At 40.4% G+C, this 14,892-nt stretch carries 13 protein-coding genes; 4 read left to right on the plus strand and 9 right to left on the minus strand.

Annotation, left to right across the window (positions count from 1 at the left end):
- Positions 1 to 4: 4 nt before the first annotated feature.
- Both nadA and EHQ70_RS14085 read right to left on the minus strand, forming a co-directional pair.
- Entirely contained in the window at positions 5 to 991 is a 987-nt protein-coding gene (gene nadA / locus EHQ70_RS14080; RefSeq protein ID WP_135587444.1) for a quinolinate synthase NadA, read from the minus strand.
- Between the two features lie 21 nt (positions 992 to 1,012).
- Positions 1,013 to 1,525, minus strand: a complete 513-nt coding sequence (locus tag EHQ70_RS14085; RefSeq protein WP_135587446.1) for a hypothetical protein — start codon at positions 1,523 to 1,525, stop codon at positions 1,013 to 1,015.
- Between EHQ70_RS14085 and EHQ70_RS14090 the strand changes: the two genes are divergently transcribed.
- The 3 genes from EHQ70_RS14090 to EHQ70_RS14100 are packed head-to-tail and all read left to right on the plus strand — an operon-like array spanning position 1,485 to position 4,281.
- A complete protein-coding gene (locus EHQ70_RS14090) occupies positions 1,485 to 2,243 on the plus strand; it encodes a hypothetical protein (RefSeq protein WP_135587448.1) in 759 nt (252 codons plus the stop codon). The two genes, EHQ70_RS14085 and EHQ70_RS14090, sit on opposite strands and share 41 nt — an antisense overlap.
- A gap of 35 nt (positions 2,244 to 2,278) precedes the next feature.
- Complete coding sequence (locus tag EHQ70_RS14095; RefSeq protein WP_135587450.1) at positions 2,279 to 2,857, plus strand: penicillin-binding protein activator LpoB; 579 nt, start codon at positions 2,279 to 2,281, stop codon at positions 2,855 to 2,857.
- A gap of 17 nt (positions 2,858 to 2,874) precedes the next feature.
- Entirely contained in the window at positions 2,875 to 4,281 is a 1,407-nt protein-coding gene (locus tag EHQ70_RS14100; protein ID WP_135587452.1) for a COG3014 family protein, read from the plus strand.
- 3 nt (positions 4,282 to 4,284) lie between these two features.
- Here EHQ70_RS14100 and ftsZ read toward each other — a convergent pair whose 3' ends face one another.
- From ftsZ to EHQ70_RS14135, 7 genes are all read right to left on the minus strand, one after another.
- Positions 4,285 to 5,475 carry a cell division protein FtsZ gene (gene ftsZ, locus EHQ70_RS14105; protein WP_135587454.1) on the minus strand — a complete coding sequence of 397 codons (1,191 nt, stop codon included), beginning with the start codon at positions 5,473 to 5,475 and terminating at the stop codon, positions 4,285 to 4,287.
- Between the two features lie 10 nt (positions 5,476 to 5,485).
- A complete protein-coding gene (gene ftsA / locus EHQ70_RS14110) occupies positions 5,486 to 6,724 on the minus strand; it encodes a cell division protein FtsA (RefSeq protein ID WP_135588489.1) in 1,239 nt (412 codons plus the stop codon).
- Position 6,725: 1 nt separating this feature from the next.
- A complete protein-coding gene (locus tag EHQ70_RS14115; protein ID WP_135587456.1) occupies positions 6,726 to 7,457 on the minus strand; it encodes a cell division protein FtsQ/DivIB in 732 nt (243 codons plus the stop codon).
- A gap of 120 nt (positions 7,458 to 7,577) precedes the next feature.
- Positions 7,578 to 7,943 (minus strand): LIC_10421 family protein, encoded by a 366-nt coding sequence (locus EHQ70_RS14120; protein WP_135587458.1) that lies wholly within the window; start codon positions 7,941 to 7,943, stop codon positions 7,578 to 7,580.
- Positions 7,944 to 8,238: 295 nt separating this feature from the next.
- On the minus strand, positions 8,239 to 9,948 hold the full coding sequence (locus EHQ70_RS14125) for a caspase family protein (protein WP_135587460.1): 1,710 nt from the start codon (positions 9,946 to 9,948) through the stop codon (positions 8,239 to 8,241).
- A gap of 71 nt (positions 9,949 to 10,019) precedes the next feature.
- Positions 10,020 to 11,285: a DUF1574 family protein gene (locus EHQ70_RS14130; RefSeq protein ID WP_135587462.1), complete on the minus strand. Its 1,266-nt coding sequence runs from the start codon at positions 11,283 to 11,285 to the stop codon at positions 10,020 to 10,022.
- Positions 11,275 to 12,831, minus strand: a complete 1,557-nt coding sequence (locus EHQ70_RS14135) for an MBOAT family O-acyltransferase (protein WP_135587464.1) — start codon at positions 12,829 to 12,831, stop codon at positions 11,275 to 11,277. Before EHQ70_RS14135 ends, EHQ70_RS14130 begins: the two co-directional genes overlap by 11 nt.
- Before the next feature lie 60 nt (positions 12,832 to 12,891).
- On the opposite strand from EHQ70_RS14135, the gene EHQ70_RS14140 reads away from it, so the two are divergent.
- Positions 12,892 to 14,799: a RecQ family ATP-dependent DNA helicase gene (locus EHQ70_RS14140; protein WP_135587466.1), complete on the plus strand. Its 1,908-nt coding sequence runs from the start codon at positions 12,892 to 12,894 to the stop codon at positions 14,797 to 14,799.
- Positions 14,800 to 14,892 lie beyond the last annotated feature (93 nt).

Raw genomic sequence — 14,892 nt, forward strand, 5'->3', positions numbered from 1 at the left:
GTTCCTACTTTTTATAACTCAATTCTAACATTCGGTTCACAGACTTTTGTGCGAGACGAATCACTTCTTCATCCAAAAAGATTTCATATTGTTCTTTGAGAAGTGCGTCTCTTACTTTTTCCAAAGTAATTTTTTTCATGTGGGGACAGGTTTGACAAGTGGATACAAATTCTTTTTCTGGAAACTCGGCCCGAAGGTTGTCACCCATCGAACATTCTGTCACTAACATAATTTTGTTTGTTTTGCTTTGGCGAATGAAATCCACCATTTGCGAAGTAGATCCAGAAAAATCCGCTTCTTTTACAACATCCTCATGGCATTCAGGATGAGTGATGACAGTTAAATCACCAGAGAACAATCGTTTTGCGGATTTAATGTCTTCAGGAGTGTACATTTCATGTACCATACAACGACCAGGATGGGAAATAATAGTTTTAGTTGTATGATTGCGAACATTTCCTGCCAAATATTCATCCGGCAAAAAAATAACAGTATCTCCTTCTACTGCATTGACGATTTGTAAGGCATTGGCCGAAGTACAACATACATCAGTTTCTGCTTTTACTTCCGCCGAACAGTTGACATACGTAACTACGGGAACACCTGGGTATTTTGCTTTGAGTGCTTTGACATCGTCTCTTGTGATGGCTTCTGCCAAAGAACAACCAGCTTTTAAGTCTGCGATGAGAACTCTTTTTTCTGGAGATAAAATTTTAGCAGTTTCTGCCATAAAATGAACCCCATTAAAAAGGATCATATCGGCCTTTGTTTCCTTTGCCATTTTGGAAAGATACAAAGAGTCTCCAATGATATCGGACACTCCCCAAAAAACATCGGGAGTCATGTAATTATGCCCAAGGATGACTGCATTTTTTTCTTTTTTAAGGCGGTTTATTTCTTCCGCTAGTGGAATGATCCGTTCCTCGATTTCGTGAGGAAGATAAATAGGATTTAATTTTTGAACCAACTGGTCTTTAGTAACTAGAGACATATAACACTCCTTAAGTGAAGATTAAAACGGATCAGAACGAAGCATAGTGTTCGTTTCCGCAATTCCAGAATCGGAAGGTGGAACTTCATTTTCCAAAGATCCACATTTGTTGAAGGCTACACGCCAAGATATTTCTGCCTGAGAAGTCCCTACTCTTTGGACTCTTCGGTAATCAGAATTAGAATTAAAAGAATTTTGGCTACAAGCCTTGGAAAAGTTATACGCATAATTAGTTTTTGTAAAACAATCAAAGTATAAAATGGCTACCGAATCTGTACTCAACTCTTGTGGAAGGATTTCTCGTTTTAGGTTCGAAATCAGCCCAGAACAAACATTGGAACTGGAATCGGAAGCTGCCACGCAGTTTGATTCTGATAAAATAAATCTTTGACAAGCGGCTTGGATCGCGCTTCCTTGCGATAGAATCGAACCCAGTAATTCTGTTTCAGAATCCTCTGTTGATTCTTTTTTACAACCATTCGCCGAAAAGACAATGCCTGTTAATAAAAAGAAAATAACTATCTTCCTTTTCATACTGATTCTACTTTCCCTCCTTTTGGGTGGTCTTGTCTATTTCCTTTTTCAGAAAAAAACGAACCCTGATCATAAAGAATCTTCTTACGATTCCCGCTCTGAGGTCTATTGGCAGAGGTTACAAAATCGTCCAGAGGTTCTACAAGGGCCTGGATATCCTTCCGATTTACGTGATTTTTTAGAAACCCTTCGCGGAAAGGAATCCTATCAATGGGAAGGGGACAGGGACAAAACCTATGCCCATTTACTCGAAACCTATCCAGACGAAAGAGGCCATGTCCTCTACGCAGTGTATGTTGCATTTATGAATTGGAAGGAAAAAACTTTGGAAGTGGAACAAACAGAAGGTCTTTCTTCCTTTGAAAAACTAACAGCCGTGAATCGCCTGGCAGAAGAAATTTTTCCCCTTGTACTTCGTAATCTCATTTTTCCAAAACACCCGACAACCCCACCAGTTTGGCTTCTTTCTTATCTCGAAGATTATATTCAGAAAAATCCCTACAGTTATTCCAGGGAACGAAAGAGAATTTTTCTAAAGAAAAAAGCCGAACTCTACCAAAAAGAAAAATGGGAAATCCAATCCTGGGAAAGCCCTATGTTTTTCCGCAAAGTGGTAGACCTGATCTATGCTAGGGAATTATTAGAAATGTCCGAAGAAGAAAAAACTTCTTATCGCAGTGCAAAACAGGAAGAACTGAAAGTCGATTTTTGGAATTGACAAGACCGCTTTTCATACCCCATATAAGTGGGGTTATGAAACAAATTCTTTTCTCGTTTCTCTTAGTAGGATTCTTATTCCAATGCAGTAGCAGTCCCAAACGACTCGACAACGCTGATGATTATATCTCCGACTCAGGTGGGCTTACAAGCCAGGAATTGGTGAAAGCCGCAGACAAACTTGCAGGCCAAATTGGGGAGTACTTTAAAGAAAACCCACATGAAGAAGGTGTCTTCGTTGCTCACTTCCCCACTCGTAACGATACATCCGAACAAATCCAAACCGAACTTTTTGATAATGCTTTTGTTTCCAAACTCATCAAAGGTAAAATTTTTACAGTTCGCACAAAAACAAGAGAACAGTCTCTCAACGAAATTCAATTCAGTTTGTCTGGACTCACATCCAATAGACTTTCCATCGGTAAACTCAAGTCACCTAACTTCTTTGTTCGTTGCGAAATCAATGAAAACATGTTTACTTCTGATGGAGAAAAAATCGTAGAACAATCCATCAATATTGAACTTGTGGAAGTAGAAACTACGATTGCTGTTTGGTCCGAAAAAGTATCTTACCGCAAACTCGCCGTTCGAGGAAATAAAGGGGTTAGCTGGTAATCTCTGCCCATCACTCCATGAAAAAATCGATCCTTCTCCTTTCTTTTCTCATTCTCGGTTGTGCCAGTGATTATAACAAAATCATCCAAGCAACCGAATCGGCATACTACGGGCAAAACTATGATTCTGCCATTCCTAAAATTAGAGAACTCTACGAGGGTTCTTCCAATAAGGACAAACTTTTGTTTTTGATGGAAGCTGGTATGATCTTTCATACCAAAGGGGATTACGTTACCTCTAATAAAGTTTTCAAAGATGCAGAAGATATCGCAGACAATATCAAAGTCAGTATGACGCGGTCAGGGTTATCGTTTATTTTATCAGATAACGAATCCAATTATACCGGGGAAGACTTCGAAAGAGTGATGATCAAATTTTACATTGCGAACAATTACCTACTCCAAGGTGATACAGCCAATGCAAAAATCTATTTCAGAAGACTCGATTTCGAACTAAAAGAAATGCGTTTTTTGTCAGCAGATTATCGCCAAAACAATGCTGCTCGTCTGATCGATGCTTATGTTTCTGAAAGTCTTGGTCGTTACAATGACGCTAGAGTCCAATACAAAAATATGGAACAACTCATTGGAAAAAGCCAAAATCTAACTGCCGACAGGTATTTGTTAGCTGCAAAAGAAGGTGATTCTACTGACAAAGCAAAATACGCAGCTGGACGTTCTAGTTTACAGGCTTACAATAGTTCTATGCAAAGAACTTCCCCAGAAAACGACAAACTTTCTGAGGTCATCATCATCCATGAAGCTGGGAAATCTGCCATCAAAATGTCTCGGGGAAAACTCATCGAAGATGAATACTTTGCTGCAGTCCTTCGTGGTGCTGTGGAAAAAGGGCTTATCGCCAAGGGAGCCGGTGCTTCTCTTGCAGGTGCCATTGCTGCGTTAGCAGTTGCAGAAAACCCAATTCCTATTTACAAAGAAAGAGATCCAAAAGGTTCCCTTCCTAAAAAATATTACGTCAATGGTGTGGATGTTGGGTATTCGGACGTCATGAACAATTATTCTGAAACAGCGATGAATAACTTCAATGAAAGTTATAAAACTCTCATCACAAAGAACCTAACTTCTTTGGCAGTTAAGGTCGTGGCTGCGGTCATTGCATCGGAAGCTTTGGCTCGTGCCATTGAATCTGGTGGAAAAGGAAAAAACAATGATTTGGTATCTAGTTTGATCCGAGTTGCGGCCGGTGCTGCTGCTGGACTTGCTGTTTCACAAACGATTGCTCCTGACTTACGTTGTTGGAGGACCATTCCTGCCAACTTCCAAGTCAAACGAATCCTTCTCGCTCCTGGAGAATACGATTTTAAAGTAGAATCTCCAGGATCAGTAGTCACTGCGGCTCCGAAAAAACTTCTTGTAGAAGCCGACAAACCTTTGTTTGTTTCTGTTCGCTCTTATTCGAACTAATTTTTAATCGTTCTTTCTTCTTAAAAAAGCAGGGATATCGTAATCCTCTCCGTAGTTTTGAAACGGGGAGGATTGTTTTTGCGAAGAAAATCCTCGGTTTGTTTGGCGGATGGAACGAGTCGAATCCACATCCTTTCCAAACCCAGATTCTTTTTCTTCCGACTTTCGGATATAAACCATAGGAGAAATGGATTCTTCTGAACCCACAACCTTTTGTTCTCTTTGGTATTGTTTTCCTTTTTTGTTAAATCCGGTTGCAATCACAGTCACTCTAATTTGTTCCGAAAGAGACTGGTCTTCATTCAATCCAATGATGATATTGGCATCGGGATCTGCCTGTGCTGTAATGATTTGAGAAACTTCATTCCATTCATGGATGGTAAGATCATTTCCCCCAGTCACATTGATAAGAAGAGACTTAGCTCCTTGGATGCTGGAATCCTCTAACAGAGTGTTGTTGATGGCTTGTTCTACAGCCTCACTCACACGAGTTTCTCCACTTCCCTCACCAACACCTAAAATTGCATCCCCAGTATCCTTCATGATAGTTTTTACATCAGCAAAGTCTACATTGATGATCCCTGGATGGTTGATAATATCACTAATCCCACGAACACCGTTTAACAATATATCGTCGATCACTCGAAATGCCATATCCACAGGAGTGTTTTTGTCCACCACTTGGAAGATAGAATCGTTACGAATGGTGATGAGTGTGTCTACGTTTGCGCGAAGTTGATCGATTCCTTGTTTTGCAAGTTCTGCTCTGCGTTTTCCTTCAAAAGAAAAAGGAACCGTCACCACACCCACAACCAAACACTTTAGTTCTTTGGCAATGGCAGCAATGATGGGAGCAGCCCCTGTTCCCGTTCCACCACCCATTCCTGCGGTGACAAACACCATATCAGCACCTTTTAGTGCAGATACAATTCGTTCCTTGTCTTCTAGAGCTGCTTTTTCACCGAGTTCTGGATCACCGCCAGCACCCATCCCTCTTGTTACTTTGTTACCTAATTGAATTTTTACTTCTACAGGAGATTTTAATAATACTTGTTCGTCGGTGTTCATAACAATAAAGTCAACACCTGTCATTTTAGAATGAACCATTCGTGTGACGGCGTTCATCCCGCCTCCACCGACTCCAATGACTTTAATAATTGCTGGGCTTGTTTTTTCTTCTTCTAGGTACAACATTCACTTATCCTTAGAGATTATTCTCCATCCAACGACGAACCTTCTTCATCCATCCGTCTGAATCAGATCCGGAGTGCATGTTTCTTTGTTCTAGATTTTGTATTTTTGAACTATATTTTATGAGACCAACAGCTGTGGCATATTCAGGAGAGGAAATTTTATCCACAAGTCCACTAAGGCCTGCTGGTTTCGCACGACCAACTGACAGACGTAATACTTCTTCTGCAGTGGCTTCAATTCCTTGTAAAAGAGAAGTTCCTCCGGTAAGGATCACTCCCCCCGCCAAACTAGACTTAAATCCTGATCTTACAAGTTCGTGATCAATCATCTCTAAAATTTCGCGAACCCTTGGTTCTAAAATTTCAACAAGCTCCTGCCGAAAGACAGAACGAGCTGGCCTACCCGAAATCGATGGGATTTCGAATTTTTCAGTAGGATCCACCATATCAATGCGGGTATGGCCGTATCTTTTTTTAATGACTTCCGCTGTTTCCACAGTGGTTTTTAATCCAATGGAAATATCGCTTGTGATATGGAATCCACCAAACGGAACCACGGAAGAGAAAGCAATTCCACCATCCACATAGATAATGATGTCGCAAATTCCGGCACCTATGTCAATGACAGCAGTTCCTAAATCCTTTTCACCTGAAGTGAGGATTGCTTCTGAAGAAGCAAGACTTGATAACACTCGGTCCATTTGCAAAAGACCAGCTTGTTCCACACAACGATCAATATTATTGAGAGCCGTATTCCCGCAGGATACAATATGTACTTCTGCTTCTAAACGAACCCCTGTCATTCCGATGGGATCTTTGATATTGACTTGGTCATCAACTTTGAATTCTTTTGTGAGGACATGGATGACTTGTTGGTCGTTGGGAACATGTACTGCTTGTGCAGCTTCTACAACTCGCATGATATCGGTTTCGGAAACAATCCGTTCTCTGTTTGTTACGGCGATAATTCCTTTTTCATTGAACCCATACACTGACTTTCCAGAAACATTTACTACAACAGTACTTACTTCTTGGCCAGCCATCAGTTCCGCATCACCAAACGCTTCTATGATGGACTTGGTTGTGGTTTCTATATTAACAATGGAACCATTTTTAATTCCAGCGGAAGGATAAACTCCCGTTCCAATAATTTCGATTTCGTGATCTCCTACCAGTCGTCCAATGACAACTTTGACAAGTGAGGATCCTAAATCCAAGGCCGTTATGATAGGTGCATCATCATAGCTCATATTAGTGGTAAATGGCATCCTCTCCTCTTAAATCAATAGAAACCGCTTTTACAGATTCGGTTTCCATATAAGCCAAGGATGCATATAACTTGCGAAAAATATTTAATTCTAATTTATCACCTAAGTATACTTTTATGGAGTTTGGTGATTTTAAATACATTGTAAAATTGCCGTCTCGTTCAGCGACAAGTTCTGAAATTCTAGACTTGAGTGGTGGATATAAGGAGAGAGCCTGTCGCATTTCTTTGGTGATATCAAAAATCTGTCTGCCTTCTAGTTTCCCATCCCCAACAGTGAACTGCCCACTAATCACAATTATATGATCAGCTAACACCCGATCTCTGGAAAGTATCTCCAGGTCTTCATCCACTTCATACAGGGAATTTCCTACATGTATGACAAATTCGGCGACTTTCTCCTGTACATTGATAATCAAAAATCCATCGGGGTCTCTAGTAACTCGGACTCTCCGAATTCTAGGATGGGTTGCGAGTTTTTTCTCCCAGTCCTTCCAATCTCCAATTTTAGGTGATTCCGGATCCACCTCTAGAAACGTAAGAATCAAAGTTGGGGAAAGAGCCACAAGACCTTCCCATTCCAAACGAACTACCGGCTTCGCTGGTCTGCCCCAACGGAAGACAAGTCCCAGAGCCACAAGACCCACAAAGACAAGTAAGATTGGAACTACACGCCCAAATCGTTTTTCTTTGATTTCTTGGGGAGTGTCAACCATATATTGATTATGTCACATAGTGAGGCTGTATGGAAAGCATTAATATGAATTGGGTGGGTACAAAAAAAGGCCAGGCGAACCTGACCTTTCTCATAAATCTCAAACTGAAGTTGAGGTTGATTAGTTTTGTGCTACCAACATGGACTTTTGGCTTAGGTCCATGGAGACAGTGCGGTATTTTTGTGCTTCTTTTTCAAGAGCCTCAGCACGGCGAAGAAGTTCTTTCTTCTCGTTCATTTGGCTAAGAATTTTTCCACCGCGAGGAGATCCCGCTCTGTCACGAAGTGCCTGAGCGAGCTCTACTTTTTCTTTAGCGACGTTCGCTAGGTATTCCGAAACAGCAGATTTTTGCGCTGGAGTAGTTGCTTGTTCAATCATAGCAGTCTCCAAAAGCTCTAATCTTTCGTTTGTATCTAAAGCTTGAAGATTTGCAGTAGCAAGTCCGAAAGCTAAGATCCCTGTTGCGATTATCTTTGTTGTTTTCATGTGATCCTCTCTAGAGTGGGAACCTCTTTTTCCGATTCCCTATTTGTATTCTATGACTCTAAAACTCTTCTCATTAGGATTAAATTCAATCGGAAATTACGTAGAATTTCCCCACCAAAGGCCAAAAAAAAGAAAAAACAATGAATTTTGATTAATATTAATCAAAATTAGATTAAATTTAATCATTTTGATTGATAATCTGGTTCCAAAGGGCGATTTCAGGTTCCTTTTGGGTATAAAAAAACCCTCCGAAGAGGGTTTTCTAAAAAATCAAAATCCTAAATGAGGCTTTCGATCAGTATTTTGTCTTTGTATAACTCAATTTTTTATTGAGGATGATGTCCACATTGGTCACTTCGCCTGGTTTTACGTGAATCTCTGAATTTTCAAGTTTCATTTCTTCCATGAAACTAGCACGGATTTCGTATTTTCCTGGTTTTAGGTTGGTGAACCAAAAGTAGCCATCTTTGTCGGTGGTAACCTTGAAGATTTGGTTTGTGGAAACCACGGTTGGCATATAGATAGGGTGTTTTTCTATCGGGTTGTCCAAGGTTTTGTAAAACACTCGGCCTCGAATCGCACCAAATCCATCCATAGAGTTGACCGCGTCCACAGTGACAGTTTGTTTCGGAAGCACTGCCGTTGCGGTTTTGTAAATCGGATACTTGTCTGCACGGATTTCAATTTGGTGTACTCCGGCAGGAAGATTGTCTATTTTTACATTATAGATATCGCCCTGGATCAGAGTTCCATTTTTTGTAACCGAACCCCAAATTTTGGATTTCTCGGTAGTGACTTGGGAAGTGTACTCCTGATCATCCACAAGAACCTTAATCGATCTTACTTTGTCTTCGGCAGGGGAAGATTTTAATTTCCCTTGTTTGTTGAGCAGGTCATAAGGCGATTTTGTTGCAGCTCCCCCAAAAGATTTGTCTTTGATGATGGAAGTGCGAATGAGGATACTTCCTGTTGTGACAGATGGTGGTGCCGGTGGTTCTACTTCCACAATGGGTGGAATGACCACAGTCGTATCGTTGGCAGGAGTTGGCTCCGGCTCTGGAGTTACGGGAGGGGTCGTTGTGTTGTTGTTTGGCGGAGTTGTGGTTTCCACCGGTGTGATTGGCACGTTGATGACTACATTGGGTGGTTTCGGTGGAGGGGTTTGTGGTTTAGGAGAACCTGACAAAAAGATCCCTGCCGCATTCCCAGAAACCTGTGGGGTTTGTTCATGGTTGAACTGACGAGCCATCTTCACTGTATCTTCTTTTGCTACAAAGAAGGCTTCGAGGGCTGTGACCACGCTATCTTTGTTTAAATCCCCTTTTTCAAGGGCGTTTCCAAAGTTATAAGTGAAAATACCATGGTTGATGGTTCCACCTACTTCGATGGAAGTTTGGTCATCGTCAGAGGAAGAAATGACAGCTTTGTCTTGGAAAAAATAGTCTTCTGCATTTTGGCGAACCACCCCATCATTTCCTTGGGCAATTGGGATTTCTGCGGCCCCACGAGTATTTTTCCCTTTTTTGGCAATCCCTCCCGAGTAACAACAGTCCATAACTAAAACCGTTTTTTGGGATTTGATTTCTGTTAAAAATTCATTTAACTCTTCATCAGAAATATGAGGGCGATCGTAACAAATCAGATAGTTACGCATTCCGTTTTTTGCTTTCGCATCTTTCATATACATTCCGTGACCGGAGAAGTATAAAAAAACAGAATCTTCTTTTCCCACAACTTTACCCAATTGGGTAATTGCATTTTTGACATTATCACGTGTGACCATGGAACCTAACAGGACTTTGATATCCTTGAAGTTTCCTTTCTTTTGGATTTTTTCTTTTAAGAAAGTAGCGTCCGCTTCACAAAGATTTAACTCAGGGATTTTAGCTGTGTTCCCTTTATAGTTAGAGCCAATGAACAACGCATAACGGTTCTGCCCAAACACCGGTAAACCGATGAGATAGGCCGATAAAATACAAACAAATATGTTTCGAAACGAAAACATGGTTGGGTTCCCTCTTATCCGGATGGAGTGCCTAATTCTCCATCACCGGAAATCGGAAATCAATTGGATTTTTATTTAGAATTCAAAAAACGAAACACTCGAGGGAGAACATAATTACGAAATTCTTCGTTTACCCGTTTTTCCCCTCGGCAATCGTAATGGATATTATCTACAAATTGGTCCGCTGGATAGGAAGAATCGGGAAACATAAAGAGTTCCACATCTGGATAGTCTCTAAAAAAAAGTTTAAGATCCGCAAGTAAATCTTTAGATTCTCTGGATTCTTGTCTTTCTTTCATCCAAGGCATATAAACCATTCCAAATCGAATCCCATTCGCTCGTGTATATTCAATCAGTTCTTTTATTACAACAAAGTCTGGTTTCTTATAAACATATGGCTTTGGATTGCTTAGTTCAAAATCCAATTCCTTTCGAATCATTTCTTTAGAAAACAATACAAGTTCTGGTTTCAATCGATTGGAAATATTATACTTTCCGAAATGGCGATTGATTTGGTCTTCGATTGTACGATTGTCTTCCAATTGTGATGAGGCAGGTTTACAAAGTCCTGCTTCCACATTTTCACAAGACTCACAAAATAGAGATCGTTCTTTGTAATTTTTATCCACTTTCCAATTGGAAACACTTAGGCCATTGCGAATGGCTCCATGAAACCGATAAGATTCATATAAAAGTGGCATTGCTTTCGAAAGAATATACAAACGTTCTACGCCAGAATACTGATTGGATAATTCGGAAAATGTAAATTGGTGGAGATAACGATGCCCAAAAAATTCCCAAAGGATTTGGTTTGCATCTTCTTGTTTTCCACTGTAACTGATGATATTTGTAGGAGTGACTGTTCGGAAAAAATTCTTCTGGATTCCTTCGTTCCATCTTCGATTGAGATAGGTGGAAACAGATTCGTTTTCCTCCACTTGTTTTGCATCCGGATCATAAAGTGGCGGACCATATCCCGTCGAATAGAGTTTAGGTGATGCAGCAAACAAAATCATTTTTGGTTTGGCATTTCCCTTTTTTAGATACTTATCCAAAAAGAAACGATAGTATTTGGGTCCCATGGCCGGTAAACTATGATTATAAACCGAATACTCAATACCTGGTTCTTTTGGGTATCCCGCAAGTGCCATTGAGCGAGAATCACCTAACACGATGATATCGGCATCACCTTTGCCAGATTCCACGAAGTTTTTCTTTAAGTTTACAAAAAAGATTTCTGGTTGTTCTAAATAGTGAATTCCTGTGAATCGAACCACAATTTCCAAAACCAAAAAAAACAAGAGGGTAATCCCTATTCCTAAAAATTTAGAACGCAAAGTAAATTACCTCCTTTCCGAAAACTCCACGTGTAAGGATGAGAAATCCCATGAAGGATAAAATAAAAGCCTGCACAATTGGATGAGTCAAAAAAATCCAGTATCTTTCCTTTTTGAAATAAGAGATTCCATCGATGATAAGGAGAGGCAAAAAGATTTTAAAATATTCACCAAAAAGACCCAACATATCTTTTATATTGTTATTTGGATATAGATCCCAATCCCAAACAAATAAAATCTTTTGCATATAAAGAAACATCATGTGAGCATCATATGCACGAAATCCGACTCCACTAAATGCAACGAGTGTATAAATTAACACTCTTGCAAAAGTTCCTGAAAGGATACTTTTGATTTTATCAACTAAGGAATGTTTTGTGGTTTCTGCAACTTCGGTTTTGTCTTCTTTCTTTTTAGCAAAAGCTACAAGATAAACAATGGTATAAACACCTTGTAAACAACCCCAAGTGATAAAGGTCCAATTGGCTCCGTGCCAAAGTCCGGACAAAAAGAAAATAATGAATAGGTTTCTGTATTGCGCAAACTTACCATATTTACTCCCTCCAAGGGAAATATAAATATAATCGCGAAACCACCTGTTTAGCGTTACATGCCAGCGATTCCAAAACTCTGTAGGTGTTTTGGAAAATTCAGGTGTTTCAAAATTAACGGTGAGAGTGACACCAAGAAGCCTAGAAACACCAAGAGCAATAAAGGAATAACCTGCAAAGTCACAATATATTTGTGTTAAAAATAAAAATCCACCAGCAAAAACTTGAGAGCCGTCCATGGCTTGGATGATGTCTGGATTTTGTGTATAAAGAGATTTTCCTGCTAGGAAAACTTGGTCTACGTACGTGGACAAATTATCAGCCACATACACCTTCATAAAGTAACCAAGAAGGATATCATACAATCCTTTCTGCACCCCATCCCAGGTGGGGAATTTTGGTTTTTTCAATTGAGGAAGGAGGTCTTGGGCGCGTTCGATGGGACCTGCCACAAGTTGTGGAAAATAATTCACAAAGAGAGCAAAGTCAAAAAAATCACGTTCCGCTTTGATTTGTCTGCGAAACACATCGATGGTATAGGACATGGTTTGGAAGGTATAAAAACTAATCCCCACCGGCAGGATGATATTTCTTAACAAGTATGTATTCGAATCGGTAGCAGCAGTGGAACCCATCCACAAGGCCAACTGGTTCCAAGAGTCAATGAGGTTCACTGCGAAAAAATCGTAGTACTTCATTGTAAAAAGAAGGCCCAAGTTGGCAACAATGGAAACCGATAGATAGAGGCGACGACGGATTTGGTTTTCTGTACTTTCAATGAAGATGGCAGCACAGTAGTCGATGATGGTACTAATGAGGATGAGAGTTAGAAAAAACCACTCCCACCACCCATAAAAAAAATAGGATGCTAGAAGGAGCCAAAGGTTTTGTGCACGGTAGGCCCATTTCTGTTTTCCGGCAAACCATCCGAATCCCAAAAAGACCGAATACACGACCAGAAAGAATAACAAAAAGACAAAAGTATTAAAAAGCATCGGTCTTCGTTACAATTTCCGGATCACTCGATTCTGTAAAATTGAAAAAATGAGGGTAAAATGGGGAATCTTATCGTTGACCCTTTCGGATTTACGGAAATCTTGAGAGTTACCTTGGATCTACGTTCGGAACTCAAAACCAAATTCGGTTTTTCGGAATTTCGCCCAGGCCAAGAAGAGGCCATTCGTTCTGTACTGGATGGGCAGGATACCTTGGCCATTTTACCAACTGGTGCGGGAAAATCTCTGATCTACCAATTCCCCGCCAGCATTCAGAAAAATAAACTAACCCTAGTTATATCTCCTCTCATCGCTTTAATGAAAGACCAAACCGAGAGTTTGCTTGCCAAAGGAATTCCCGCTGCTTTTTGTAATTCCACTCAAGATGAAGTGGAACAAATGACCATCCTTGCCAAGTCGGTGAAAGGAGAAATCCGAGTCCTACTTGTTTCCCCAGAGAGAGCTTTGTCGAATGGATTCTTACGTATCTTTCGGGAACTGGATTTATTTGCCCTTGTTGTGGATGAAGCCCATTGTGTTTCGCAATGGGGACATGACTTTCGTCCCGAATATCGCCAAATCCATATTTTGCGGGAACGCCATCCTCGTCCCCATTTTCCCATCCTGGCACTGACTGCCACAGCCACAGGGAAAGTACAAACCGATGTCCAAGCAGCATTGGGAATGAAATCACCGAAAGTGGTGCTTTCTACTTTTTATAGACCCAATTTAAAATTCAGTGTGGAATATCCGGCTGCCGAAAGGGACAAAGCAGATCGATTGATCGAACTATTGGAACCTTGGAAAGATGGAAGAAAATTTCCGGGTCGTGCCATTGTTTATTGTGCCACAAGAAAAAAAACCGACGAAACGTATGATCTTTTAAAAGACTTCGGATTCTCTGTGGGAAAATACCATGCCGGCAGGACTGATGGAATCCGAGAACGAACGCAAAATGCTTATACTTCAGGGAAGGTTCCTATCCTTGTAGCCACCAATGCCTTTGGAATGGGAATGGACCAACCTGATGTTCGTTTGGTGGTGCATTACCAAGTCCCTGCCTCCCTCGAAGCCTATTACCAAGAAGCAGGTCGAGCCGGAAGAGATGGACTTGGTTCGGAATGTGTTTTGTTTTTTAAAGCAGGTGACGTGGCCACACAAGCCTTTATGTTATCAAAGGAAACAAACTTTAAAGGGGGAGACACTCTCCTCAAATACATCAAAGAATATGCTGGCAAAGAAGAATGTCGGCAAGTCCAACTCTGTTCTTATTTTGGTGAATCCATTTCTCCTTGTGGAAATTGTGATATCTGTACGGAAGTGGGAGCAAACCTCCATCGTACTCATTTTTTAAAATCAGAAGCTGCCAAAGTCCAAAAGAAAAACGAAAAAAGAGAGTATCCTCTTTCCGAATGGGAAGAAGATACCATTCAAAATTTTTTAAAGGAACATCCAGCTGTATTTGGAAAAACCATCATCGCAAAAACTCTTGTGGGTAAACGTACAAAAGATGTGCTCCGGTACCGAATGGAACGAAATCCATATCACGGAAAGTTAGATGGGATTCCCGAAGAAGCAGTGGTGGCAAAATTAGAAACTTGGGTAGAGGAAAAAAAAGTTTTAGTAGCTGGTGCCAAATACCCTAAACTGTATTTACCCAATTTTGCAAAAATAAAATCTAAACTATCATCATCTAACTCTGATGAAACGAATAGTTTAAAAACAAAACTAAAAAAACCTCCCACTCTGAATTCACAAATTTTAAAAGAACTCATCAACTACCGAGACAGAAAAGCAAGACAACTCAAATGGAAAAAATTTATGGTATTTCAAAATCCCGTTCTCAAACGAATTGCGGAAAGAAAACCAAAGAACCTTTCTGAATTAGAAGCCACAAAAGGTGTGGGACCTGCCAAAGTAGAACGATTTGGAAATGATATCATCGAGATCTTATCTAAATGGGACTAAGATTCTAATTTTTGATCCGTACCTTTGGAACTAGGAACAGGGTTCTAGACTCTCGAATCCAAAGTAAATTCCCTTGAAACTTTCCAAGTCTCT

Source organism: Leptospira congkakensis (genome assembly GCF_004770265.1).
GTDB classification, from domain to species: domain Bacteria; phylum Spirochaetota; class Leptospiria; order Leptospirales; family Leptospiraceae; genus Leptospira_A; species Leptospira_A congkakensis.